We start from the raw sequence: 24686 nt of genomic DNA, 5'->3' as shown, positions 1-24686 counted from the left end.
GCTTATCCTTACATATACTTAATGCATAGGCGGCGGGGTCGCCGGAATATGGGAGCCGGTGGGCCGTTCTTCAACAATATAGTCATCATCGTAAAAGCGGGATAATGTCGCGGCCTGCGTCTGTGTCGCAACGCGCTGCTCCAATTCGCGCGTCTCTTCATATACAAAACTGAGCAGGATGTGTTCACCGCGCATGGTTTGACACACATGTCGAATGCGAGGACGCTCCTCCTCCATCCAGGCATTGATCATGGCTTCGAGGGCAGACATACTATCACCACATTGGGCGCTATCAAAGCCTTTAAACCTGTACAATTTCTTATCCTTTCGACCTGAAATCCAGCTACTTTAAGAGAACGCGCAGACGATAATTTTCCCCACTGATCGAAAGCCATATTACCTGTATAAGAGACATTTTACCACATAAGTCTACCTCTTTCCTTTTTTTGCACGCGGGTATGTAAACTCCCGCAAGTACGAGAACGAACAAAACATTTTCATATCACAATGCTTATTCGGTGATGACCAAAATTATTACTTTGGCTCATCTTTTGCCATACCTTTTCCTGACAGAAAGACAAACAAAGGCATTACAGTGTGCTAACAAAATATAGTGTAATATATTACATCTTTCAGTCTATTTCCTACCGAACAGTTTTAAATGTAAATATTGACTTTAAATGTACTTTCTGTTATACTCACGTAAGTGTAAGCAATCTTGTCATTGAGAAGGGGGAAACATGGATTTTCAGCAACGCATACTGATTGTGGGAGCGGGAATTATCGGCCTTTCGACGGCATATGCCCTCTTATCCCAGGGGATGCGGCATGTTACCGTGCTGGAACAGGAGGCCGTCGATCATCCGCGATGCAGTTCGCACGGGTTCTCGCGGCTGCTGCGCTTTGAGTATGGCCTGGACGCCTTTTATTCGGAGATGGTGGGCCTGAGTTTGCAAAGATGGAAAACGCTGCAGGCGAAGGCGGAGCGCACGTTGTATACGCCGGCGGGTTTGCTTTCGATGGGAACTGTAGCCGATAATTGCACATACCCCAGCTATGTTATCCTGCGAGCAATGGGATTGCCAACCGAGCTTCTTTCCGAGACTCAATGCCGGCGGCGCTTCCCACAATTCTCAACGCGAGGTCACGATATATTTACCTACAACCGCGAGGCGGGTATCCTGCACGCCTCAACATGTTTGCGCACATTGAAAGAGCTGGTTCTTGATCTAGGAGGAGAAGTCCGCGAATGCTGCCGCGTCAATCAACTGTGGAGCGAGGGAGAATATCGACCTGTTCGTCTCAAACTCGATTCGGGAGATGAACTGGCGGCGGATCGCGTTGTGCTGGCAACGGGCGGCTGGGTGCATAGGTTACTGCCACACCTGCGCCTTCCTGTACGAATAACGCGCCAGTACCTGCTCTTTTTTTCCATTGAACCATTACCGCTCTATAGCGCAGGTACATTCCCGGCCTTCATCGTCGACGACCTCTATGGATTCCCAATTCACGAGGGCTGCAACGGCTGGATCAAAGCATCTTCGCACAATTTTGGCAAAACCGTGCATCCAGACGAAATCTCGCCGCCGGATGAGCAGGTGATTGCTCAGATCACCGATAAGTTGTGCAAACTGCTGCCCGATCTGCGACACGCCAGGCTCGCATGCGTCGATTCGTGCATGTACGATGTGACGCCCGACGAGAACTTCATCCTTGATCGCGTGCCTGGAGAGCCGCGCATCATCTTCGCCACCGGCATGTCGGGCCACGCCTTCAAGTTCGGCATCCTGCTCGGCGAACTGCTTGCCAGCATGGTACGCGACAGGGAGCCGGAGGTGCCGTTGGAGAAGTTCCGGTTGGGACGGTTCGCGTCGCGAGAAAGGGCTTCCTTCGTTGAGGCAATTGCGGCTGGGGCGTAGGAGTTATCTCCCTGACACTTCTTTCCGTAAGGGCAAGCGAGTGCTATCCTGCGGAGGGAAACCACACAGGGACGGATCCAGCTAGCGAGTGCATACCCCTGGAGGGCGACTACAAGGGTCCCATCCCCGCAACCGCTCCACCCCCCACCCTTACAATGATTACGGCTCTTGTGGGGCGGTTTCGTAGTCATAGTATGGGCGGTGGCGGCTGGGGTCCTTGTGGTCGCCCTCGATAGGGTCTCTAGAGGTATTCAGACGAACGCAGCGCATCCTGCACAATCTGCTCAGCCCTCGGCTCAACTTGTGCCAGCAGAGTTGCGAATCGATCTTCTCCCAGGCGCTTTCGCAAATCTTCTATCCACCGTTCTACAGAATCAATATCTGATGGGCTTTGCACTCGTTCGAAGAGGGTTCTGGCAAGCAGGAAGCAAGCAAGAGCAGGTTCGTCATCACCTCGTTCATTAAAGATTGCCCCAATATTATTAAGACTTACTCCCTCACCAAATGGAGATCCCACTTCCTGCCCAATGACCAATGCCTGTTTGCAATACTCCAACGCTTGCTGCTTTTGCCCTAATGCATTGTACACGCCGCCTATGTTGTTTAGCGCGGTTCCTTCTGCTGCGCGATCTCCTACTTCTTGGCTGATGGCCAATACTTGCCGGAAATACTGGAGCGCCTGCTGCTTCTGCCCTAAACTTTCGTACAGGAGACCCAGGTTGTTGAGTATTGTCCCTTCTCCCCCGCGATCTCCCACTTCCCCAAAGATGCGTAAGGCCTGCTCGTAGTAGCGCAACGCCTCTTGCTTCTGCCCTAAATTATTGTACAGTAAACCCAGGTTATTGAATGTGGTTCCTTCTGCTGCGCGATCTCCTACTTCTTGGCTGGTGGTCAATGCCTGTTCGTAGTACTCCAAGGCCTGCTCCTTCTGTCCTAAATCATTGTACACAGTGCCCAGATTGTTGAGAGTGATACCCTCTCCTCTGCGATCTCCTACTTCCCGCCTGATGTCCAGAGATTGCTTATAGTACTCTAACGCCTGCTGTTTCTGTCCTAAGTTATCGTACATGCGACCCAGGCTATTGAGTGTGGTTCCCTCTCCTCTACGATCTCCTACTTCCCGCCTGATGTCCAGAGATTGCTTATAGTACTCTAACGCCTGCTGTTTCTGCCCTAAGTTATCGTATACGCCGCCTACGTTGTTGAGTGAGATTCCCTCTCCCCCACGGTCTCCCACTTCTCGGCTGATATCCAGAGACTTCTTATAGTACTCTAACGCCTGCCGCTTCTGCCCTAAGGAATCATAAATGTAGCCCAAATTGTTGAAAATAAGATCCTTTTGCTGTGGTGTATATTGCCTGTTTTCAGATAAGAAAAGCCGATACAACTCAAGCAAGGTGGTATTTGCACTCCAAAGACTCAAACTATCAGCAAGGCCATCCCGCTCCAGGAGATCATACGCCTCTTGAAACTGTCCAGCCTGGCAGAATTGCCAGACCGCCTCGATCAGCGGTTCCACATCGCTGATCTTTTTTCGTTTGTCGGGTTCGGGACAGCGTATGGTGGCTACCGGCAGATAGTATTGGGCGGCTTTCGCGTGGGCCACTTGCTGAGCTTCTCTGTTCGCTGCCTCATCGTTTTCGACAAAATGGTCATAGGCGTAGGTGGCGACAATAGGATGAAGCCTGTAAGAACCATTCATGGATTGAGGCTCGATGAGGTGCTGACCCAACAGGCTGGCAAGGATTGCCAGCGCCTGGGGTTTTGTTATGCTAGTAGCGATTGGCAATGCTGCATCGATAGGCACGGCTTCACGATAGACGGAAAAGGCGCATAACAATTGACAGGCTTGTTCTGGCAGGCCGGCGAAAATGCGGTTAAGCAGGTTTTGCGCGATGTGGTCTCTCCAGAGACGCTCATAATCAGGGTTGGTAAGCAGGGTTGTCAGGCTGATGCCGTATGTTCGCAAAAGGGTGTTGAGCAGTCGGAGCGAGAGGGTATGGCCTTTGCAGCGCCTCACGGCTTCATACAATTCCTGCTCGGTGCCTGCAACGCCCTGGCTCTTGAGCAAGGCAGCACCTTCCTGTTCATCAAGGCCGCCAACAGGATAGATGCGCAGTGAGGCAGGTGCATCGTTGCGCGTGCCGTGGGGGTGCGGTCGGCTGGTGAGCAGTAGGCCGCTGGTGCAGGACTGGCTATTAAGAGCATCAAGGAATTCACCCACACCGGCTTGAGTCGGGAGGGCGCGTCCGCTGTGCTGGTCAAGCATGCTCTCGAACTGATCCAGGACGATCAGGCGCGGCTGGTCTGTCGTATTCAGGGCATTGAAGACGGCGAAGGCCTGATTCTGTGGTGGCAGGTTTGCCAAATTGGGCATAGATCTATTCGTGGCGGCAAAGAGGTTGGTAGCAAGTTCGAGGAAGGTGGTATTGTCATTGATGCGCAATAATATGGCTTCGCTTTGAAAAGGTCCTCTGCCTGCGCGCCGCTCGCGTTCCGCGTGGTTGAATACTAACGATGCTAGCGTGGATTTGCCGATGCCACCGATGCCAGTAAGTACAACGGCGGCGGTATCGGGAGCAACTAGCAATGAGTAGATTTCATCAACGGCTATCTGGCGCTGCTGGATGCTGGATGGGTCTGTGGGCAAAGGTAGAGCGTGCAGGGTAAGATCATCGCGAGCAATAGCTGGGGCAGGTGGATCAGGTAAGGTGCTAACCGGTTGAGGCTCCGTTGTAATAACCGGCAACATTGTAGATGCTGTACCACCTGGATTGTGAAAGTGGATGTTGATAGGCTGGGGTACGGGAACGGGCGGTGCGGCTGCAACCGGTCCAGGTGGTTTTTGGAAGAAAATGGGCCACAATTGCAGGAAGGTAAATATGGTTGCCAACGCGCCGAAAATTGTTACGATAAGGGCAGGGAGGGAGTTGAGGCTCTGCAAAGCCAGGAAGATCGCGCCGGCGATGAGTATGAGTAGCGCGATTATAAATACGATCAGGCGCACGCGAATTGATCGTTTCGGCTGCCGTCCCTGAACCTGCTGCATATTTCCATCTTCCTCGATTTTGAGTGGTATAGACTGTTATGATTATAGCACAGGCTGTGTTTGTAGCAATTCTATGTTCGGTTGGAAAAGATCATCAGGTCGAATGGTTGCATAGGGACGGGGACAGGGACGAGCCGCTGTCCCTCATGAATTTTTACCACCAAAACTGGTAATCGCTCCCAGGCCGGATCATTCTGAGCGCAGCGAAGAATCTCAGGGCCAGTGGACGCAGATTCTTCGCTGCGCTCAGAATGACACGGTTGGGATCGCTCGGATTACCGATTTTGCCAGGAAAAATTCACCAGGGTCTATCTACGCCAGGGCATGCGAAGACGAAAACGAATGAGGAGCAGGGCGGCAACCAGTATCCAGAAACAGAACGACAGGTTCTGCTCCAGGAAAGAACTGTCACCCAGGCCCTGCACAAGCGCGGCCAGCATTCCGGCACCGATACCTATGAGCAGGGTGCGCTGCAGCTCATAATCGGGCGGGCCTATTTTCGCGAGATAGCGTAAGAGGCGAGCGAACGTCCAGTAGAAGAGGACCAGGATGGAGAGAAAGGCCAGCAAGCCGAAAATGCCGATGCTGACCCAGACCTGTAAAAAGACATTGTGCGGGTGCGATAGGGTTGGCTGGCTGCCGAGGCCGGTTGGCTGGCCAGAGGGGGTGCGAGTAATCCAGTAGGCATGCAGCGGTGGATGAGGAGGCGATCCGGGCACCCATTTGCCCCCGGGGAAACCGTTGGGATACAGGCAGACGTTGTAATAGCTGTTGCTGAAATGGCAGAGCCAGTTATCCATGCCGTAGCCGAGCCAGGGGCTGTCGTGAATCATGTCAAGAGCAGTGAGCCATAACCAGGGGCGTTCCAGAACCGTACTCTGCCCGTTGCTGCTGGTATGCGCATCCAGGATAGCATTGACGATTTTTTGTGAATAGAGGCTGCCAACAATAGACGCCACGACTATAAAAGAGATGGAGGCGATCAGCAATATTCTACGGTTGCGAATGGCGAACGCGACGATAAATACCAGCGCGGCGGGTATTGCCAGCAGAATCGCGCCGCGCGAGCCGCTCTCATACAGCACGAACAAAAAGGGGAGACAGCAGATCAGGATGGGAAGGCGCCATTTCCATGAAAGACGAGAGCATATGATGGCCAGCCCCAGCGGGAGCATATAATCAAAAAAGGTGCCAATCCCGTTCCCACTGCTATAAACGGCTGTAACGCGCCTGAGACCATCTACGTCTGGAACGATGGTACTTCTAAAGAAGAAATACTGTACGGCACCTATCAAGGCAACGATCAAACCAGAGCCAAACAAGGCCAGCAGCAAACGCAGCAAATCCTGGCGGGTGCGCAGGCACAAAAAGATCAACACGACATAGAGCAGCGGACCAAAAACCTCTTCGCGAAAGGCGCGCGCGGCATTGCGCTGCGAATACGCAATCGCAATCGAGACCAGCGCCGCCAGGAAGAAGATGCCTATGGGCAAGAGAAACGGGCCATAGCGATTGCGCAAAGCAGACCACGAGAGCTGGTAAGGCCACTTTTTCCGTCGAAGAAGGTAGACGAGATACTGCAATATGCCGACAGTTACGCAGGTATATAAAGTAATCTCTACCAGGCTAAAACGCAGGTTCTGGGTTACATCTTTTTGCACGTAACAAAACGGTAGAGAAAGGGGCAACAGGGCAATAGCAACCGGAAAACGATACCAGCATAATATCGCGAAAATTAACAAAAATGGCAGAGAATAGAGGGGATTGAGATTTTGCGCCGGCAGATGCATAGAATGAATGCGAATGTTCGGATTGCAGGCAACATAATAGAGCGCCATCGAAAGAATCATGCCGGCTTCGATAGCCCGCATACGCCAGAAAGACGTAGATCGCGCTTTTTTCTCTTCCTCTCCAGAGGGACTTTCAACTGGGTCCAGGCTGTTGACCTGTTGACCCAACCGGTCAATCACGTTTGTACTCCTGCTCAGGTATGAATGAGCCTGAGACCAATTACATATAATGGAACCGTCAGCAGGTAATACTGCGATGCCCACAGAAGCCACCGGTCTTTGTTAGACCAGGCATAAAGCAACGTGGCAAGGATTAAAGTTGTCGAGATACGTCCGCAAGAGACATAATCTTCATACGAAGTTGCTGACATAAAGGTAACGAGGATAAGATTTAACACCCAGATAAAGAAAACGCTACTGCGCCAGTTCCCCCGCAATACCTCTCGTACCGCGTAAAGCCATCCCCCAACGGTTGGGATGAGAATCAGGGCAACCAGAGACAGGAAGTAGCGATACTGAGACAGATAAGCGAAAATGCCCGCGAATGGGATGCGTTCAAATGCCGGCGCTGCTGCTGCTCCCAGTTGTCCGAAGATGATCCAGATGACAATATACCAGGCAGCCAGGGGTAATATGGCCAGGACAAGGAAACGGATGGCATCCGACCAACGACGCTGCCAGAGAAAAGCAAGCATATACACGAGTGGGAAGAAAATAGTTGTTTCTCGTGTCAACGCGGCCAGTCCCATAAAAATCGCGGCGAGCGTTACGTTTTCATCATCCATGCACCATAAACCCGCACACAGCAGGAGAATCGCAAATGGTTCGGCTGTATCAAAAAGCAGGGCAGCAGTCTGGCCGAAATAGAAAGCAAGCGCCAGGCTGAACCAGGGCGAGAGGTTTCTCCTGGCAAGCAAACGCGATACGATCTCAACACTGAGAACGATGGAGAGAAAATTGACAAACAGCATGAGAAATGGAATAAGCGAGGCATTTCCCAGGCTGAGGACATAGATGACAATGCCAAAAAGAATACGCTGGTAACGATATGGAGCGCTATCCATATACCGGTATGCGTGTAAGGGGTCGCGCGCTATATAATAATAGAATTGCCCATCATATCCATTTGTGCCATGAGGGTCATGGAGCGAAAAGCGGGTGCCGATGTGAACGTAATCGATGAGCTGGTAATGATGACTGATGGTGAAATAAGCGAGAAAAAGCAGGTATGCGACGGCCACAAGGAGCGATGGACGCCAGAGCAGGTTGTACAGGCGCTGGTTAAAACTGGGCGCTGAAGGTCGGTCATCTGACCGGCTCATTTCCTTTAACACGGCGATTACGTCCTTTTATCCATGCTTTTTCTGCCTTAGAGTAAAGGCATCACATAAAGCCACTAGTCCAATATACTGAATAACCCAAAGGTACTATAGCAGAATAAACGAAGCGATGGCAATATCTTTTGAAAAAGCAGAGACTATTGTACTACAGAGGAGATCGATGCCATGATAATCTCGGCCAGTTACAGGACCGATATCCCGACCTTCTACGGTGAATGGTTTATGAACCGTTTGCGGGCCGGCTATTGTAAGACGGTTAGCCCCTACGCGCGTCGCTTTTACACCATCGATCTTACGCCCGGATACGTGGATGGCTTTGTCTTCTGGACTAAAAATATTGGCCCTTTCCTTAAATACCTGCCGGAAGTGCGGCAGCGCGGTTACCCGTTCATTGTGCAGCATACCATTACGGGCTATCCACGCGAGCTGGAATACCGGGTCATCAATTACACGCATACCGTCGAACACATGAAGGCGCTGGCGGAGAATTATGGGCCATACGTCGCGGTCTGGCGCTACGACCCCATTGTGATCTCATCTCTCACGGATGCGGACTGGCATCGGCGCAATTTCGAGCACCTTGCCCGCGCTCTAGAGGGATCGACGGACGAAGTGGTTATCTCGTTCGCGCAAATCTACAAGAAGACGCGGCGCAATATGGACTGGGCGGCAAAAGAGTTTGGCTTCCAATGGCACGAACACGAGGTCATGTCGCTAGAGAATATAAGGAATCTGATTGCCGGGCTTGCCCAGGTAGCGGGTTCACATGGTATGCAGGTGAAGATTTGCTCCCAGAGAGATTTCGTCATTCCGGGTGTGACCCAGGAGGCGCGCTGCGTCGATGCGGAGCGGCTTGAGAAGGTTTCCGGCAAGCTGCTGACTAATCGCATCAGGCTCAAAGGTAATCGCGAGGAGTGCGGCTGCTACGAGTCGAGAGATATCGGCGAATACGATACGTGCCCGCATGGATGCGTGTATTGCTACGCAGTGCAGCATCGCGACCTGGCGCTGGAACGCTACAAGGCACACGACCCCACGAGCGAATTTCTGTTTCCCCATGACGATTCTGTGGCGGCAGATGAGGAGATGGAGAGACAACAGATTATTCCGGCACTACAGGTTCGGAAAAAGAAGAAGCTCCTGGGTGAGCGAGATTCTTCGCTTCACTCAGAATGACAGGCCGAATTCGGCTGTTCCTATTCATGGGCGAGCGGGATTCTTCGCTGCACTCAGAATGACAGGCCTGAATTCGGCTGTTCCTATTCATACGGGTATGTTGTCCCCTATTGGCTGTTTACATTGCCTACTCTTTATCCTATGCTATGTCTGTGATATGGAGCCGACGAATTGCGATAACTCGCAAAACACAAAAGTAAGTTACCCATCTATCAGAGAAGGAGCAGAGAGCATATGGCACAAACAATTTTCCAGGTTGATGCATTTACAGATAAACCATTCGCGGGCAATCCTGCGGGCGTGTGTGTCCTGTCCAGGCTACGGGACGATGCCTGGATGCAAAATGTAGCGCGTGAGATGAACCTGTCTGAAACCGCTTTCCTGCTGAAGGAGGCAGATGGCTACAATTTGCGCTGGTTCACGCCTGCTGTGGAGGTTGATCTCTGCGGGCATGCGACACTCGCCAGCGCGCATATTCTCTGGGAAGAGGGATATCTGAAGCCGGAGGAGCAGGCGCGTTTCAGCACTCGCAGCGGCCTGCTGACGGCCGAACGTAAGGACGATTGGATCGAGATGAACTTTCCGGCCACGCCTGAGGAAGCTGCCGAGGCTCCCGATGGTTTGATAGAGGCGCTGGGCGTACCAGCAGCCTATGTCGGCAGGAACAAATTCGATTACCTGGTCGAGGTGGACTCGGAGGAGGTGGTACGCAACATGCAGCCGGATTTCACGCTGCTGGCGAAGGTACCCGTGCGAGGTGTGATAGTGACGAGCATTCCCAGCAAGCAAGGCTATGATTTTGTCTCGCGCTTTTTCGCGCCGCAGGTGGGCGTTCCCGAGGACCCGGTGACAGGCTCCGCGCACTGCTGCCTGGGTCCCTACTGGAGCAAGCGCCTGGGGCAAAAAGAATTCGTGGCCCACCAGGCCTCACCCCGCGGTGGTACGATACGTGTGCGCGTGGAGGGTGACCGGGTTTATCTTGGTGGACAGGCAGTGACGGTTTTAAAGGGAGAACTGGTCGGAGAATAGTTGGAATCAGCCTGATCAAAATCATGTGTATGCGCCCAGGCAAGCGCAACAATTGCGATTGAGAGCACAAAAATAGTCGAAAGCGCGATGCTGATGATATAAAGAGGAAGGTTATGTCCTTAACTATCATTGATCGCTTTCACCCTGACTTAGCACGTGAGGAGCAGAAAGCAGTAGATGCCGAGCAAATTCAGAAGCTCGAAGAACTTGAACTGCTCGAGCCTGAACAATTGCAGCCCCTGGCAAAAATCAGCCTGCAAATGTTGGGTATCGGCGCGGTATTTTTCGTCGTGCTGAACTATGCCGCCTATTTCTGGCGAACGCGCACGCTTGCCCTGCATCTTACCTGGGGAAGTGTGCTGCTGTGGCTGGCAATCAATATCGCCGGCTACGTGCTTATCCTGCCAATTCATGAAGTTGTGCATGCGTTAGCCTTCCTATTCTGGGGTGGCAGGCCCTATTTTGGCACGAAACTGCCGCTGGCGCTCTACTGTGGCGCGAAAAATCAGTTGTTTCACCGCGACCAGTATCTTGTGATCGGCCTGGCCCCGCTCGTTGTGCTGACCCTGGCAGGCATTATCTTCACCCTGCTCAATCCCGTGCTGGCGTCGTACACGCTCTTTGCCAGCCTGGGTAACGTCTCCGGCGCAGCGGGCGATGTCTGGACTGTTGCCCGATTGTTGAGGTATCCAAAATCGGCGCTGGTGGAGGACACAGAGGCGGGGTACAGGGTCTGGGAAGTGGCGTGACGTATTTAGCTCATCAATCTTTATGAGAATGATCGGATGTTCTTAAAACTTGAAGGAAGTTTAAACATAATTGTTCGGGTTCTCGACGCTAAGTCCGGCGGCGCTAGCAATGGTGAGTAGTCCAACATCTGCTGAAACGAAGATAAAGTCAGGCTGTTCAGTCTGAAGCAACTGAGTTTTGGAAATATCCTCACGTACCGCGATAGCACAGGCTAACTGAATGGCATCATAGGCACGTAATCGGTACAAGCGGCATAGGTTACCAGCAGCAGTATATAGAGCATTATCAATCAACCAGATACTGTAGATATTTTGCACATCTCCTCGGAAATCATCAATGGTAGAATCTCGTTCCTCAAAAGATATATTTTGCTCACGCGCTTTCCGGCAAATGCTTGCTACTACCTCAACTAGAGCCGCCTGCGCAATGTAGAGTGCATGCCCCTGGATTGGATCATGAAGTGATTCTACCCAATCATGCCCTTTCTCATAAAAGTATCGCTTCACAATAGCCGAAGAATCAAGAAAATATACTACCATTAATAAGGTCCCCGATCTTCAATGACCATTTGAGATGCAGACTTCCCCCCAGCAAAACGACGAGCTCGTTGCTCACGCAATTCACGTTCTTCTACAGTGAGTGGCTGTCTTGTGGGAATATGGCTAATTTTCCCTTCATCATATTGCCTTCTTGCTATCTCCTGCACCATCAAATTTTGCTTTCCTTGAAACGATGTTTGTAAGTCCAGGAGTATATCATGCAAAAGCTTTTCAGGCTCTGTACCCCTTTGAGCAGCGGCAGCGGCAAGTGCTGCATATTCCTTGTCGCTCAAGGTAATTTGATATGTCATAGAGACGTTTCTCCTATGAGGGAACTAAGGGAGATGCTGCTCGTCTATCAGACACTCTCCCGCTGGCCATTTTTCTGTACTATACCATAAACACAAAGAAACCTGATAGCTATTTCTGCGAGCTAAGGGAAAACCTTCCAACCGATACATTGCATGCTGTCTTGAAATGCCTTGATGATTACGCACGTGTACTTCTTTTGCGCGTAACCTCTTCCAGCAACTTGAGTTCTTTCCGGTAGACAGCTGGATTGATCATCGGCACCAGGATTCGTTCAACCAGACCCCGCAAACCAGGGCTGGTCTTCATTGTAGTGGAAATCTCGACGTGAGATTTTTGTCCCTGTTCGAGGGGATCTACTTTGAAAGTCGTGGTGACTTGTTGCGGGGGGTTGATATCTTGCTCGACCAGCACCCGGCCTGGTTCCGGTTCGCTCACCCGCTGGTAGAATGATTGCTCAGATCCCATCACACGCATCTTAAAGCGGATAATGGTTCCTGCTCCATAGCCTCCCTGCTCGACCCGCAAATCTTCAAACTCTTTGGGCAGAATCCTGGGATGTCCCTGATAATAATCAGCTATCGTAGCATATACATCCTCCGCTGGCGCCTCAAGCACAGCTTCTGACTTCACTGTGATCTGTCCCATATATTTTTTCCTTTCTTTGATGACTCTTCCTCGCCCATGGTTTCTGATCGAAGCAGGTTCTCAGCTGTTTATTCCTTCAAACAATATATCTTCAAGTTATATTCCTCTAACGAGTATAATAGGAGAACATAGGATTCGTCAAGAGCAGAGAATGGTGCGGATATCGTAATCGGCTCCGACCTATTCTCTTGATTGGCAGAAAAAGAGGGAAGAGAACATAATGGAATCGCTTGAAGCCTATCCAATCACTTATGGCATGCTCGGCTTGCTGGCTTTGTGGGGACCTTTATCAGGATATGACCTGAAGCATTTAAGTGATCATATCCTGGCACCGATGTGGGGAGTGGTGCAGAGCCAGGTCTATAAAGAATTGCGGCGCATGAAAGAACTTGGCTGGGTCAGGATGGAGCGAGAGGAGCAGGAATCGCGTCCCGACCGCAAGGTCTACTCTATTACGGAGCAAGGCTACGCGGCATTACGAAGTTGGCAGGCACAGCCACCCGATGTCTTTCAAATTCGTGATGAATTGCTGCTCAAAGTCCTGTTTGGCATCTTCGCCTCTCCTGGCGACCTGGCACGGAACTTGCGTACCAGTATCACCGAGCATCAAATGCGTCTGCTCGCCTACCGGCAGAACGCCCTCTCCATGCCTATGCAGGGAGCATTTCGGCACGATAACAAACGCCCAAACCCCTACACTACTGAGAGTCAGGAAAATCCCTATCTCAACCTGATTGCTCGCTTTGCCATCGCTTTCGAGCAAACCTACCTGCAATGGCTATACGAAGCGCTGGAAATGGTTGAATCCCCTGAGGGGCAACCATCTGAGGACGAAGAGTGAGTTCACGAAACAAGCCAGCGCGGTGGCTGAAAGGGCGATGATACACGCCCCGCAGAAACCAGATCATTCACCTCTTCCTCTGTGGAACTGGTGGCAAGCGGCAGCATGATAGAGAATATGTTACCTTCACCAGGAATACTCTGAACCTCGATAGACCCCCCGTGTTGTTCTATGATATATCGTGAAAGGTACAGTCCAGGGCTGATGTTGGGACGCATCGTAGCTGGCGCTTCAATTTCTGGGGCGCGATAGAATGGCTCAAAGATATGAGGCAGTAGCTCATGCTCCAGACCAATACCGCTATCTCGCACCTCTATAATTGCTGCTTTATGAGAATGATGTAGGGTGATCGAGATAGGAGTTCCAACTGGGGAATGCTTACGCGCATGTGAAAGCAGGTGAATGAGTACCTGACCAATGCGCTCGCGATCCACATCGACCTCTACCGGCGCCGCATCAGATTCAAAGACTAATGCAAGACCTGCACCGGTCGTATAAGCGTCCAGTACCTGCTGGCATAGTTCGACCAGGTTGCACCTCTCCGGGTGGAGGACGAATTCACCTGATTGGATGAGAGAGTAATCGAGCAGATCACGGACAAGTGAGTCCATGAGTTCATTGGCCACGAGTAGTTCCCGCGTGCGCTGCTCCACCAGTTGCTCAAGCGTTTGGGCGTGCTGTTCTAAAGCGTGCTGTTGTTCCTGCACCTGCCGTCGTAATTGACGCGCCTGGATGGCGCGATGCAACGCGGCTACAAAGTAGACACGGTCAATAGGTTTTTCAATAAAATCATAGGCTCCATAGCGCAGGGCCTGGATAATCAGTGACTGATCCGCATGCCCGGTAATCAGTAGGGTTGGTATCTCTGGGCGCAGTTCCTGTATCTTTGCCAGCAGCTCCAGTCCATCCATGCCCGGCATCTTGATATCGGTGACAATGGCATCGTAATCATGCTCCTGAATCTGCTCGAGCGCTCCCTGGGCTGTATCGGAAGTATCGACCTGTACGCCGTGGATGCGCAGAGCAACCATATGAGGCAGTGCTTGCAGTAACGCTCTATCATCATCAACGAGAAGGATATGAGGCGAATCCATTCAGTACCTCCTTCATCCGCTGTTTTTTGTGCTGATGCCTCTCCCCACCGGCAAGACAATCAGGCTTTTCTTATAATACGAACGAAAGGAACTCTACCGTTTCAGCGGGAGGAGTTAATCATGTAACTTTTTGCCTGCTTGCTACGTGTCTATAGGGGGGAGAAGTGGGGGAGGAGTGGGATTATTCCTGCTCCTTTTTTGGTGGTGAGGATGAGTTCTTCAGTGTTCCCGGGCCAATCTTCAATACATAACCCCTTTCTTGTTTTGATACTTTAAAAATCCTCTTGCCAGCTTAACTTCATAAAGGAGGGAAAGAGCGGGCATGATATCCTTCCAGGCGTGATACAATACTACCAGAAAGCCTCCAATACGCAACGAACAAGGACGAGCATTGGAAAAGAGGCTAAAACAAAGAGAAATTAAAGAGCACAAGCATCGCATACGTGCGGAAGGATATCAACCCGCTCTAGAACCAGGATAACTGTGCCAGAATTACCCGAAGTAGAATATACTGCCCGCCAGCTACGACATGCCATCGTAGATGCAACCATTGCGGGGGCGCTTGTCTTTTGGCAGCGCTCTATCGGCCATCCCGACCTGCCCGATTTTCTCGCCGGAATCGCGCAGAGCCGTATCCTTGGAGTTCGACGGCGCGGGAAATTTCTGGTGATGGACCTGGAAGGAGAGCTGCTTTTGACCATTCACCGGCGTATGTCGGGGAATTTGCTGCTGCTGCCGCCTGGTTGGGAGATCGATACGAGCTTGAGAGAGAGCGATCTGGCGACATGGGATCGAAAAGGGCCAACCTTTTCTATACGCGAAACTCATTCCGAGCAGCAGGGAAACCAGCAAACCATCGTATCCTCTCCTAAAACGGCGTATTGCCGCGTTTGCTTCAATCTTACCGACGGGAGGCGCCTGCTCTTCACCGACCCACGCAAATTTGGACGCATCGAGTTATGGCCGCGAGAACAAGAGGCGGAGGCGCTGGAGAGGCTGGGGCCGGAGCCTTTAAGCGACGAATTTACGGTGGAAAGCCTGGCGCAGCGCCTGGTGGGGCGCAGGGGCGCGATCAAACAGGTGCTGCTGTCGCAGGAGGTGATAGCGGGCCTGGGCAACATTTACGCGGACGAGGCCCTTTTCTACGCCCGCATTCATCCCCTACGCCGCGCAGGGTCGCTCACGGTGGAGGAAGTACGCTGGTTGCACGAGGGGATTATCGCGGTGCTGACGCTCGGCATCGAACACGGGGGTACATCCTTCAATGAGTATCGCGACCTGTGGGGTGAGGCAGGCGATAACTACGACCATGTTCGCGTCTACCAACAAGAGGGAAAGCCCTGCCCACGCTGTGGAACGCTTATCGAGCGCATTGTGGTTGGTCAACGCGGAACCCACTTCTGTCCTACATGCCAAAAGCTCATACCGGAGTGAAAAATGCCGGGGTGCAGTGTACTGTCTTTCCGCCTGGTAAGTTGGTCACGGTGACATCGACGGTCGCGGGAACGTTTACCGGCTGGTGGCCTTGCAGGGAGAGCGTGAACGTCACGTAACCTCCATTATCGCTCGTTTCCTGCCCAAGCTGCTGATCGAAGTTTTGGAAGTGTACCACTGCCGAAGCGGTTGCGCCGCTGACCGGTTTGAGGTCATGCATGATTCTGGCATAAATGTTAATCGTCGCGCCTGGACCTGGGGTGTTGTTTGATGACCACGCCCCACAGCTATACGTGGGAGCCGTGGGAATCGGCGAAAGCTGGTTTTGGAACGATTTGCTGATTACGACGGTTGGTTGCGGCTTTATAGCGGTCGCGGAGGTGCCACACGCTGTTGCAAGCAGCATTACAAGGAAAACTGATCCTAACGTAAGAAAGCGGAACTTGTTCATCATCTTTTTCGTCATCTTTATAGAGCTATTTTGTCAAATGAAGAACTCATCAACATCGTCTCGAGAATATCCCTGCGATTTACTATAACAGAGTAAGGCTTTCTGTGCAAATTCTGTGAGACAATCGCCTCGAACAGGTCATGCGAGCCGCGGGGAGACGGGATATTTTGTCTATTTTCTATAATGTATTGAGGAGCGTTGCGATTTATTGCGGTTTTTCCAAAAGATTGTGGAATTGTTGGCTTGCTCAATTGGTTTGAGTGTGTTAAACTAAGACTGGTTGGAAGACTTCTGGATGAGAGAGAGCATTACCCTACAAGCTCAAGTAAGGATGTACATTCCTGTAAATCACCGGGCTGAGGGTACAACTTATGGTGTACTACTATTGACCTCTTGCTCTGTGGGAAGCATTTTAGCAAGGTGATGGGAGTAGTTTGTCATTGAACGAACGGCAAAGTGATCAACAGCCTGCTGGTGATAGACAGCAGGATTTACATAGAATTCTGAGCGATGACATCTCATCGATAATCGAGATACGTGCAGATCCCGAACGCGAAAGGCGTAAAGGCGTCCCGGAAGTAATTTTGGGGGAGACAAAAGAGCCGGGGCAAATCATAGCGATGGCCAGGAGCCTGCTTTCGGCTTCTGGACGTGCGATTATCAGTCGCGTCCAACCTGGGATCGTAGAGGTACTGCGTGAGGAGTTTCAGGGAAACGAATTTCGTATTCGCGAACAGGCTCGGGCAGTAGTTATTTACAGGCCTGACTATGTGCGACGGAGCACGGGAGGGCTTGTTGGTGTAATCAGTGCTGGCACGTCTGACATTCCGGTGGCAGAGGAGGCGGCTCTGATTGCGGAAGAGATGGGTTGTCATGTAACGCGCATCTATGATGTGGGGGTAGCAGGATTGCATCGCCTGATGGAGCCCTTGCGGAATCTCCTCTCCAACGGTGTGGATGTGATCATTGTTGCAGCGGGTATGGATGGTGCGTTGCCGTCAGTAGTGGCAGGACTGGTTCCTGTCCCTGTTATTGGTTTGCCAACCTCAATTGGCTATGGTATGGGCGGCAAAGGTGTCGCCGCGTTGCTTTCGATGTTACAAACGTGTGTGCCGGGTCTTTCTGTGGTCAACATCGACAACGGCGTAGGCGCGGGAAGTACCGCCGCGATTATTGCTAATCGCGTGGCACAGGCGCGAGAACATCAAGCGCAGTAGGGAAGCAGCGGGATGTTCTGGCAGCAGGATGTCTCACCGCTTTGTTTGGTGTGGTAGTTTGAGTTTAAGAAGGGCGAAACTTCTATGGCAAATAACAAACGCGGACCAGAACCTGGGTCACAAAAGGCGAAGCGAGGCGGCCAGGCCGTACGTGAAAAGTACGGTGCGGAGTTCTACTCCAGAATCGGCAAAAAAGGCGGCGAAACGGTCAAGGAGAAACGTGGGCCACAATTTTATGCTGAGATTGGAAAGAAAGGTGGCGAGTCCACGAAGCGCCAGCAAGGCTCCGAGTTCTATTCTAAAATTGGGAAAAAAGGCGGAGAGCGCGGTCGCGCTGTCGCAGCTGATAAAGAGTAGTTTCACGGGGTGGGACAGGCCTTTACCGGCCTGTCTCACCTCGAGAATATACAAATGCAACTAGCGGTACTTTTTGATGAAAGGGGGGACATCTACACCAACATCTTCTGCCGGATCGCCGTCATTTGTTTGCCGGGGTTTCCCTCGTGAGGGTTCTTGACCCTGGCGACGGCCCATATCGCGCAGGCCGCGCAAATCATCCAGGCTGCGCTGTGGCCGCCCTGATGCTGCCGGGCCAACAGGCCGGGCAAGGGGAGGTTTTGGCGCTGATGATGGCTGGGGCGCTTTCCCTACAGATTGTGCGTAAGGCGGCTGCTGGGGCGTAGAAAGCCCAGGTGAAGCGGTTCCTGCACGAGGCGATGTCACAAAAGATGTGTGTGATTGCTCTACATTGAGAGCCGGAATGCGCTTTGTTCGCAGTTCCTCCATACCTGCCGCGATCAACGTCACACGAATGACATCATCCAGGGCGGGGTCGATGACGGCTCCAAAAGTGATATCGGCGCTGTTGTCGATCGCGTTGCCAATGTATTCGGCCACTTCGTTGACCTCGAACAATGTCATATCTTCTCCACCGCTGATATTGAACAGTACGCGCTGCGCGCCGCGAATGGTTACATTGAGAAAACCCCCGGCAATGGCTTCCTGGGCAGCGAGTTGGGCGCGATTGCGTCCTTTCCCCTGGCCAATACTCATTAACGCGGTACCTGCTTCGCGCAAGACGCTGCGAACATCGGCAAAGTCTACGTTTACCAGTCCTGGCACATTAATGACTTCGGCGATCCCCTGCACGCCCTGGCGCAACACATCATCCGCGAGCCTGAAAGCATCGGCGAGGCTGCGATCTTTTCCCGTCACAGCAAGGAGCCGGTCATTGGGTACGGTGATGAGCGCGTCGATCTCGGCACCAAGGGCCGCCAGGCCATCTTCCGCGATTTTCCGCCGGCGCCTGCCTTCGAAAGCGAAAGGCAGCGTGACGATTCCGACGGTGAGGGCACCCAGTTTTTTGGCAATCGAGGCGACTACCGGCGCGCCTCCGGTGCCGGTTCCTCCACCCATACCGGCGGCGATGAAAACGAGATTGGCGCCATTGAGCGCCTCTTGAATCTCCGCTTCGCTCTCGGCAGCGGCACGCGCTCCGACAGCAGCGTTACCGCCGGCGCCCAGACCTTTCGTAATGTGCTGCCCCAGACAGATACGCGCGGGGGCTTCGGATAGGGAAAGCACCTGGGCATCGGTGTTCATGGCAACGAAACGCACCCCGCGCACGCGCCGGGTAATCATGCGGTTGACGGCATTCATACCTGCTCCGCCAATGCCCGCGACAACAATATCTACCTGGTTGGGCGCTTCCGCAAGCATATCATCCAGAGATGCCTGAGAGGAGATCGCGTCATCCTCTGTATCTCGTTGATCCCAGACTGGCCGGCCTGGCTCGTCTTGCCTCCTCATATCCTCCTCCTCCACCTCATGCCGGAGTACGGCCCATTGATCTTCCTGCTCCCGGTACATGTCCGGCTTTCCTGGAGCCATCCCTTGCCGTTGCTGTGGGGTCTGCTCGCGTTTGTTTGCATCGTCGTGAGGCTTATACTGCACAATACCCCCATTTCTGCTTGTCCCGCTCGTCGCGAGATGGCCGAGCAATAGGCCCACGCGCTTTGAGCAGGTTATCTACAACATTGGATGGCTTTTCTTTCCGCATTGTAACAATCCTGTCAAGAGCGAGCGGGCTTCTACCTGTCTACTAGCATTAACGAATGAGAAGAGGAAAAGTGTTGATCTCTATGAATTGGAGAGAGGAACGGGGAAAATGAAAAGAGGGAAACCACAAGGATACGCTCCTACCCCACATGGATGGGGTAGGGGCGTATCCTTGTGGTTTCCCGTAAATTATAGCCCGGATTGTTTGCTTGATTTAGCCGCTTTTTTCTCTTTTTGCATCTCTTTCTTTTGTTTATTGGACTTGGGCGGCGCCTTTTGCACTTTTTTCTGCTCTTTGTTAGCCACAAAAACCTCCTTTGATGAACGCTTACTAGATGAAAGCCGACATCATGTTGATACCCGTATTGTACCAGATATACTCAAGTGGGGTCTACGCTTCCTGCATCTCTTCCCTCCTATCGCTCTGGAAGATCGGCCCATTTAGAAGATGTATCGAGTGGTTTGTATTGCGCAAAGCGATCCAGCAAGAGGGCAGGATGCTCTTCATGCATGAGCAGTGACAGGTGAATCTCTGGAATGAAGCCTTCTGTCGAGGCATGGCGAACAAGGGCAAGTAATGGCTCGAAATAATTGGCGACATTCACCAGGCCAACCGGCTTCTTATGCAATCCAAGCTGTGCCCAGGTAATGATTTCGAAGAGTTCGTCGAATGTGCCAAAACCGCCGGGAAGGGCGATGAAGCCATCCGCGAGATCGGCCATTAACGCTTTACGCTCGTGCATACTGCCGACTTCATGCATCTCAGTCAGGCCCTTATGCGGTATTTCGCGGCGAAATAATCCGCGTGGCAGCACGCCGATGGCTTCGCCTCCCGCGGCCAGAACTGTATTGGCAACGATGCCCATCAAGCCGACACTTGCGCCTCCATAGACGAGGCCGAGTTCGCGCTTCGCCAGTTCCTGGCCCAGGGCGCGAGCCGCCTCTTCGTATTCTGGACGATTGCCTTTATTTGATCCCGCGAACACACAGATACGTTGCATAACTTTTTCCTTATAGTACATATGATGAATGCTCTTAGTTGTGAGACGTTAGCCCCATTCAGTAGTATAGCGCGTCCTTGCAATACCGTTCTCTAGGGACAGCGACTCATCCCTGTCCTTGTTGGAGTCCTGAAGGGGATTTGGGAATGGCGCTCTGGAAAAATCCTTGACCGGACAGATACATTAGGTTATAGTGGGGAAAACATATACCGGTCAGGGAATATCTCTCATTATGAGCGGTTTGTCTATGAAGAGATAAAGAGAGTGAGGAGTAATGTCATTAACCAGTCAGGAAGCGGAAACTGCTGAAACACAACCAGAAGATCTTTATGAATATCTTGTGCGAATTATTCGACAGGCGGTTCGAACCTATCTTGCTCAAGAGCAAATAGATTGCGATATTGAGCAATTGCCTTTTAACCTCGGCTTCTCGGCGCAGGCCAGTTTTGGCGATTATTCTATGCCTGTGATGTCCTGGGCAGGGAAGAACAAGCTGGGGCGCCCGCCCATGGAGATTGCTGAGGCGCTGGCCGCGCTACTGAACGCGATGCATATTCCCGCCATTGAAGAGGTTACGGCCACCAGACCGGGGTATATCAATTTCCGGCTGAGCCATCCGCAGGTAGGGCAGCAGATTATCGAGCGCGTGCTGGAAGCGGGGGCGGATTTTGGTCAAAGCGATGTAGGTGTTGGTACGAAGGTGGTTGTCGAGCATACAAGTATCAATAGCAACAAGGCTGCGCACGTGGGCCATGTCCGCAATGCCTCTATTGGCGATACTGTTGTGCGTATGCTGCGCTCGCAGGGCTACCAGGTCGAGGCCGAGAATTATATTGATGACACAGGCGTACAGGTGGCAGATGTGATCGTGGCGTTCACCGTGCTCAATGAGGGCATACTGGATATACCGGAGGGTATCGAGCGCTTGCCGGGCGAATCTTTTGATTACTATTGTTCGCGCCTCTATGTTGCCGTGGGTAAGGCATATGAAAACCATCCCGAATTGCTCGAACGGCGCAAGGAAGTTTTGCGCGCCATCGAGCATCGCGACGAACCATACGCGGAAATGGCAGCCGACCTCTCGCACAAAATCGTGCAGGCCCACTTGAAGACGATGGGGCGGCTCAATGTCTCATATGATCTGCTGACCTGGGAATCCGCGATCCTGACGGCGGGGCTGTGGAAACGCACGTTTGAAATGCTGCGCGATAGGGGAGTGTTGGAGCATCCTGAGACGGGCAAAGCGGCTGGCTGCTGGGTAATCCCCTTTGGCGATGGAGAAGCGCAGACAGAAGATGGCGAGCGCAGCAGCGATAAGATTCTAGTGAAGAGCGATGGGACGGCGACGTATACGGGGAAGGATATTGCTTACCAGTTGTGGAAATTCGGCCTCTCCGATGATCTGGATGTCCACTTCCATTTTGTGCCGTGGGGACGGCAACATGATGGGCGTATGCTATGGTCGATGCGCGGAACAGCAGAGGGTATCGAGCCGGAGATAGAGGCGAATCCCAAACGCTTCGGACACGCGAAACGAGTAATCACTGTGATCGATGTGCGCCAAACGTACCCACAGCAGGTAGTATACGAGAGCCTGCGACGGCTGGGCTACGTGGAGCAGGCGGAGAATTCGATCCACCTGGCTTATGAGATCGTCGCGCTTTCTGCCGCTACCGCTGCGCAGCTGGGCATAGATACATCGGATGGGCGCGAGGTGTACGCGTTCTCCGGGCGCAAAGGTATCGAGGTAAAAGCCGATGACCTGGTGAACGCGGCGGTTGCACGCATGCGAGAGACAAAGCCAGACCTGCCTGCTGAAACAGCAACTGCCCTGGCGGCGTCGGCGATTCGCTACTATATGATCCGTTTCGGGTTACAACAGACCATCGCGCTGGATATCAACGAGACCTTGCGCGCGAACGGTGATACGGGAGTCTACCTGCAATATGCCTATGCGCGAGCCAATAGCATTGCGCGACGCTTACAGGAGACGGGCTATGAGATTCCCGAGCGATTGGACGCTCTGCCCGATCAACTTGAGCAGAGCGAGTGGGAACTGCTGCGCCAGATCGACGCTTATCCAAGAAGCCTGGCAGAGGCAAGCCGGCAGCTCGCTCCTCACATGCTGGCCTCCTACGTGTTTGATCTGGCATCCCATTTCAGCGATTTCTACGAACACACGCCTCCAATCGTGAGAGAAGATGATGAACGGGTGAAGGCATTCCGCGCGCGCCTGGTGCAGGCGACGGTGCAGACGATGGACAACGCGCTGCGGGTGATGGGGTTTGTACCGTTGGAAAGCATTTGATGAAGTGAATTACATGAGCAATGCCGGCCCCATATCAGCGCGTGCGCTGATATGGGGCCGGCATTGCTCATGCCTTCAGTTTCTGAATCACTTCGTAGATCAATTGCGGCAGCACGCCGAACGAGTAGGACATGAGCACGCCTTCGCCGGATTGGTGGACGCCGCGCCCATATGGGCCAAGGTTGACCACGGGCATGCCCAGGTCCGCAATAGCCTGCAAAGGAAGGCTGTAGGAACCGGGGCGGGCGCTCTTAGCAGCTGGCTGCCAGGTGGGTATATTGGCTGTCAAAGCTGTGATATCGGTGCCTGGATCGAGGCGCAGGTAACTCATATCGGAAATATAGGGGTAATATTCCTGGACGAGCAGGTGCAGTTCGGGATGCGACTCTGCTACGGTTTGAACGGCGTCAACTAACGCGCATGGAGTTGCGGGCACGTGTGGGTAATAGGGCGGTGAATAGTAAATGATGATGGCCGGCCCGACTCTACCACTGAGCTTCCACAGGCTGCCCACCAGGTGAAGAGCGCGTTCGCGAGCATCAAGGTCAGGGGGGCAGCTTTCCCAGGCTCTATTGAGTTCACCATCCAGGCGCTGCTGGCCGAGTTGTTGCGCCAGAGCGGCATAAAGACCGGCAAAGGTCAGCACTGAACCGGCGCGGGGCTTCAATACTGAATCCGGTGAAGGATTGCCGGCAGCCTGCATCCAGCGGCGCTCTGCTTCATCAATGCGTTGTAGGGTCTGATCCAGCACCGTTTCGGATAAGCCTTGCAAGCGCGCCAGTAATTGGCCGGGTGTGGTGGAGTAGGTCAGGACGTTCAGATAGAAATAGGCCATAAAGGGGAGCTGCACATCGTAGCGGGTTTTGAGATCGGTCGCGTGTAAGGTGACCGGCGGTGGTGTAATTTGCCCGCGCACGATGTCGCATAACTCGTGGTTCATACTGAGGTTGCGTATCAACTCTGCCGCCAGCAGGTTGGCATCGAGGCCGTCGAAAGGCAGGCCGACATGGGATTCGCGTCCGATAATGAGGAAACTGGGCAGGAGTTTGCCTACAGTGCCGGTGTAGATATAGCGGTGCGGATCACCGGGATAGCGCGCGGTTGTGTAGTCGGTATTGATGGTCCCAAGATATTCCAGCCCGTACTCTTTGCGCAGGTGCAAGAGAAAGTTCACGGCCTGCAAAACGCCCATCGACGCGTTTTCTTCATCGGCTTCCGCCAGCATGACGACCGAGAGCGGCAGACTGCCTTCCTGGGACAACTGAGCAAGGCGGCGCATGACGGCGATGTTGGCAGCAACTCCACTTTTCATATCCGCGGAACCGCGCCCGAACATCCAATCGTCAGGGTGAGTTCGCAAGTCTTCCGCGAGGCCGGGAGCTAAGTTCGTTAATATGTCCAATCGTTCCGTGAGGCCTTGAGGATCGAGCGCCCATGGTTCGAGCGGGCCATAGTCCGTTGTATCTACGGTATCGATATGCCCGAGCAGTACGAGCGTGCGATGGCTGTTTCCGCGCAGGAAGGCATAGACATTCGCGCGTCCATAAGGGTCATTGGGGAGCGGATCAAGCCCGGTGGCGGTATAGGCGTTTTCCAGGCCATCTGATCGAAGCAGGTGCAGCACCTCTTCAGCAACGCGCAATTCGCCACCGGTCGAGTTGACGCTGCGTATCCCTACCAGGCGTAGCGTATAATCTCGCACTACATCATACCAGTTATTTTGCAAAGAAATT

The 24686-nt window shown here is 52.8% G+C and carries 21 protein-coding genes; 9 read left to right on the top strand and 12 right to left on the bottom strand.

The window, feature by feature from the left end:
• Positions 1-18 precede the first annotated feature (18 nt).
• Positions 19-270 carry a hypothetical protein gene (locus tag VFA09_08470; protein HZU67298.1) on the bottom strand — a complete coding sequence of 84 codons (252 nt, stop codon included), beginning with the start codon at positions 268-270 and terminating at the stop codon, positions 19-21.
• A 470-nt stretch (positions 271-740) separates the two neighbouring features.
• Between VFA09_08470 and VFA09_08465 the strand changes: the two genes are divergently transcribed.
• Entirely contained in the window at positions 741-1919 is a 1179-nt protein-coding gene (locus tag VFA09_08465; protein ID HZU67297.1) for an FAD-dependent oxidoreductase, read from the top strand.
• 241 nt (positions 1920-2160) lie between these two features.
• On the opposite strand, the gene VFA09_08460 is transcribed toward VFA09_08465, so the two are convergent.
• The 3 genes from VFA09_08460 to VFA09_08450 form a co-directional block, all read right to left on the bottom strand.
• On the bottom strand, positions 2161-4968 hold the full coding sequence (locus tag VFA09_08460; protein ID HZU67296.1) for a tetratricopeptide repeat protein: 2808 nt from the start codon (positions 4966-4968) through the stop codon (positions 2161-2163).
• Between the two features lie 308 nt (positions 4969-5276).
• Positions 5277-6938, bottom strand: a complete 1662-nt coding sequence (locus VFA09_08455) for an O-antigen ligase family protein (GenBank protein ID HZU67295.1) — start codon at positions 6936-6938, stop codon at positions 5277-5279.
• 14 nt (positions 6939-6952) lie between these two features.
• On the bottom strand, positions 6953-8092 hold the full coding sequence (locus tag VFA09_08450) for a hypothetical protein (GenBank protein ID HZU67294.1): 1140 nt from the start codon (positions 8090-8092) through the stop codon (positions 6953-6955).
• Positions 8093-8263: 171 nt separating this feature from the next.
• Between VFA09_08450 and VFA09_08445 the strand changes: the two genes are divergently transcribed.
• From VFA09_08445 to VFA09_08435, 3 genes are all read left to right on the top strand, one after another.
• Entirely contained in the window at positions 8264-9274 is a 1011-nt protein-coding gene (locus tag VFA09_08445) for a DUF1848 domain-containing protein (GenBank protein HZU67293.1), read from the top strand.
• Between the two features lie 234 nt (positions 9275-9508).
• Positions 9509-10303, top strand: a complete 795-nt coding sequence (locus VFA09_08440) for a PhzF family phenazine biosynthesis protein (protein ID HZU67292.1) — start codon at positions 9509-9511, stop codon at positions 10301-10303.
• 113 nt (positions 10304-10416) lie between these two features.
• Complete coding sequence (locus VFA09_08435) at positions 10417-11052, top strand: DUF3267 domain-containing protein (GenBank protein ID HZU67291.1); 636 nt, start codon at positions 10417-10419, stop codon at positions 11050-11052.
• Positions 11053-11112: 60 nt separating this feature from the next.
• On the opposite strand, the gene VFA09_08430 is transcribed toward VFA09_08435, so the two are convergent.
• The 3 genes from VFA09_08430 to VFA09_08420 form a co-directional block, all read right to left on the bottom strand.
• The gene (locus VFA09_08430; protein HZU67290.1) at positions 11113-11592 is read right to left on the bottom strand and encodes a type II toxin-antitoxin system VapC family toxin; all 480 of its coding nucleotides are present in this window, start codon (positions 11590-11592) and stop codon (positions 11113-11115) included.
• Entirely contained in the window at positions 11592-11903 is a 312-nt protein-coding gene (locus VFA09_08425; protein HZU67289.1) for a hypothetical protein, read from the bottom strand. Before VFA09_08425 ends, VFA09_08430 begins: the two co-directional genes overlap by 1 nt.
• Before the next feature lie 178 nt (positions 11904-12081).
• Entirely contained in the window at positions 12082-12549 is a 468-nt protein-coding gene (locus tag VFA09_08420; protein HZU67288.1) for an SRPBCC family protein, read from the bottom strand.
• Between the two features lie 220 nt (positions 12550-12769).
• Here VFA09_08420 and VFA09_08415 point away from each other — a divergent pair, with 220 nt between their 5' ends.
• On the top strand, positions 12770-13390 hold the full coding sequence (locus VFA09_08415; protein HZU67287.1) for a PadR family transcriptional regulator: 621 nt from the start codon (positions 12770-12772) through the stop codon (positions 13388-13390).
• A 2-nt stretch (positions 13391-13392) separates the two neighbouring features.
• On the opposite strand, the gene VFA09_08410 is transcribed toward VFA09_08415, so the two are convergent.
• Positions 13393-14484 carry a hybrid sensor histidine kinase/response regulator gene (locus VFA09_08410; protein ID HZU67286.1) on the bottom strand — a complete coding sequence of 364 codons (1092 nt, stop codon included), beginning with the start codon at positions 14482-14484 and terminating at the stop codon, positions 13393-13395.
• A gap of 483 nt (positions 14485-14967) precedes the next feature.
• Here VFA09_08410 and mutM point away from each other — a divergent pair, with 483 nt between their 5' ends.
• Positions 14968-15918: a DNA-formamidopyrimidine glycosylase gene (gene mutM, locus VFA09_08405; protein HZU67285.1), complete on the top strand. Its 951-nt coding sequence runs from the start codon at positions 14968-14970 to the stop codon at positions 15916-15918.
• Here mutM and VFA09_08400 read toward each other — a convergent pair.
• Positions 15905-16324 carry a hypothetical protein gene (locus VFA09_08400; protein HZU67284.1) on the bottom strand — a complete coding sequence of 140 codons (420 nt, stop codon included), beginning with the start codon at positions 16322-16324 and terminating at the stop codon, positions 15905-15907. The two genes, mutM and VFA09_08400, sit on opposite strands and share 14 nt — an antisense overlap.
• 479 nt (positions 16325-16803) lie before the next feature.
• Here VFA09_08400 and larB point away from each other — a divergent pair, with 479 nt between their 5' ends.
• A complete protein-coding gene (larB, locus tag VFA09_08395; GenBank protein ID HZU67283.1) occupies positions 16804-17586 on the top strand; it encodes a nickel pincer cofactor biosynthesis protein LarB in 783 nt (260 codons plus the stop codon).
• 84 nt (positions 17587-17670) lie between these two features.
• On the top strand, positions 17671-17943 hold the full coding sequence (locus tag VFA09_08390; protein ID HZU67282.1) for a KGG domain-containing protein: 273 nt from the start codon (positions 17671-17673) through the stop codon (positions 17941-17943).
• 60 nt (positions 17944-18003) lie between these two features.
• On the opposite strand, the gene ftsZ is transcribed toward VFA09_08390, so the two are convergent.
• Complete coding sequence (gene ftsZ, locus VFA09_08385; protein ID HZU67281.1) at positions 18004-19539, bottom strand: cell division protein FtsZ; 1536 nt, start codon at positions 19537-19539, stop codon at positions 18004-18006.
• A 521-nt stretch (positions 19540-20060) separates the two neighbouring features.
• Positions 20061-20645 (bottom strand): TIGR00730 family Rossman fold protein, encoded by a 585-nt coding sequence (locus VFA09_08380; GenBank protein ID HZU67280.1) that lies wholly within the window; start codon positions 20643-20645, stop codon positions 20061-20063.
• A gap of 274 nt (positions 20646-20919) precedes the next feature.
• Here VFA09_08380 and argS point away from each other — a divergent pair, with 274 nt between their 5' ends.
• Positions 20920-22953: an arginine--tRNA ligase gene (gene argS / locus VFA09_08375; protein ID HZU67279.1), complete on the top strand. Its 2034-nt coding sequence runs from the start codon at positions 20920-20922 to the stop codon at positions 22951-22953.
• 67 nt (positions 22954-23020) lie between these two features.
• Here the strand turns inward: argS and VFA09_08370 are convergent, their stop codons facing one another.
• Entirely contained in the window at positions 23021-24679 is a 1659-nt protein-coding gene (locus VFA09_08370; protein HZU67278.1) for a M20/M25/M40 family metallo-hydrolase, read from the bottom strand.
• Between the last annotated feature and the right edge of the window lie 7 nt (positions 24680-24686).

Source organism: Ktedonobacteraceae bacterium (genome assembly GCA_035653615.1).
GTDB lineage: Bacteria > Chloroflexota > Ktedonobacteria > Ktedonobacterales > Ktedonobacteraceae > DASRBN01.
Note: the sequence above shows the minus strand (reverse complement) of the source record. Positions and strands in the feature narration are given on the sequence as shown.